The organism is Bacillus sp. LR--39 (genome assembly GCF_053613335.1).
Genome location: NZ_JBSIOT010000167.1, coordinates 1 through 1,374, shown reverse-complemented (window position 1 = coordinate 1,374; position 1,374 = coordinate 1). Strand labels below are relative to the sequence as shown.

At 40.8% G+C, this 1,374-nt stretch carries 2 protein-coding genes and 1 pseudogene; all 3 read left to right on the top strand.

The window, feature by feature from the left end:
* Positions 1 to 257: S4 domain-containing protein (locus tag ACWHAR_RS21445; RefSeq protein WP_452087764.1), on the top strand; the 257-nt coding region annotated here is incomplete at its 5' end.
* A 129-nt stretch (positions 258 to 386) separates the two neighbouring features.
* Complete coding sequence (gene sr7p, locus ACWHAR_RS21440; RefSeq protein ID WP_260849809.1) at positions 387 to 515, top strand: small protein SR7P; 129 nt, start codon at positions 387 to 389, stop codon at positions 513 to 515.
* Positions 516 to 609: 94 nt separating this feature from the next.
* Positions 610 to 1,374 (top strand): annotated as a pseudogene (locus ACWHAR_RS21435) (IS3 family transposase); the annotation flags it as partial.

The window sequence follows — 1,374 nt, the reverse complement described above, 5'->3', positions numbered from 1 at the left end:
AAGTAGGTTTTAAAGATGTTCCTTCTATGGAAGTTGACAGCAGCCAAGAGCTTTCACTTGTAGATGTGTTGGTGCAATCTAAATTATCTCCTTCTAAACGCCAAGCGCGTGAAGACATTCAAAACGGAGCTGTTTACATTAACGGTGAACGCCAGACGGAAATAAATTATACCCTGTCAGCTGAAGACCGTATCGAAAATCAATTTACTGTTCTGCGCCGCGGGAAGAAAAAATACTTCCTTGTGACGTATAAATAACAAAAAGATCCTTTGCCACTGAAGGCAAAGGATCTTTTTGTTTACCGCATAGGAATGAAAGGAAAAGAGTATATTAGATAGGGCAAACACGACCAATCACCACCTTTTAAATGAAAGGAGCGCTAAAGCGTGAATCTCATGTGTACGATTGCAAAAGAACGGCTGCAGCGGGATTATTGGGAGCAGCAGGCGCAGGATAGTGTTGGCCAGCAAGAGGCAAAAGACAAAACAGACGATAAAAAAACCCCGACCGCATAGGGGACTGACCCCATAAGATGAGACAAATAAAAACACCTTCAAGTTTGAATACGGATGATTGTTATCCGAAATTAGACTTGGAGGTGTTTTTTCTATGGGGACAAGAGTGAGTTATCCGGTTGAAGTGAAACAGAAGGCTGTAGAAATGAGATTGGCAGGCGTACCTATGAAAGAGATCATGCAGGAGTTGAATATCAAAAATAATACGCAGATTAAGACATGGGTCAGATGGTATAAGGCTGGTGATACACATCGATTTGAACAGCCTGTTGGTAAGCAATACACTTATGGAAAAGGTCCGGAGTATTCTTCCGAATTAGAGAAACTGCAGGCAGAGAATCGATATCTGAGACAACAGAATGAAGTGTTAAAAAAGTACAACGAATTGGAAAGGAAGTTGATAGCCAAACGTCAGTCGAACTTGTAGAAGAATTGCACAGCACAATGACCGTGCAGGATATCTGTATTCATTTAGGTATCTCTCGCTCGTCTTATTATCGTTGGAAGAAGAATCTGAAGAAAGATCATCCCAAGCGCCATTTAGAAAAACAAATCGGCACGTTGTGCCGAGAGCACCAGTATCGATATGGATATCGAAAAATCACAGCTATATTAAAAAAGAGAATGTGTATTAACCATAAAACGGTTCAGCGTATTATGCAGAAAAATCAGTGGCAGTGCCGGGTTAAGGTGAAAAAGCGCAAGAAGAATGGGCAGCCATATGCCGTGGTCGACAATATATTAGATAGGAACTTTCAGTCTGATCATCCTCTTGAAAAACTAGTAACAGACATCACGTATTTGCCTTATGGACAGAAACAATTGTACCTTTCCAGTATATTGGATGTATATAATGGAG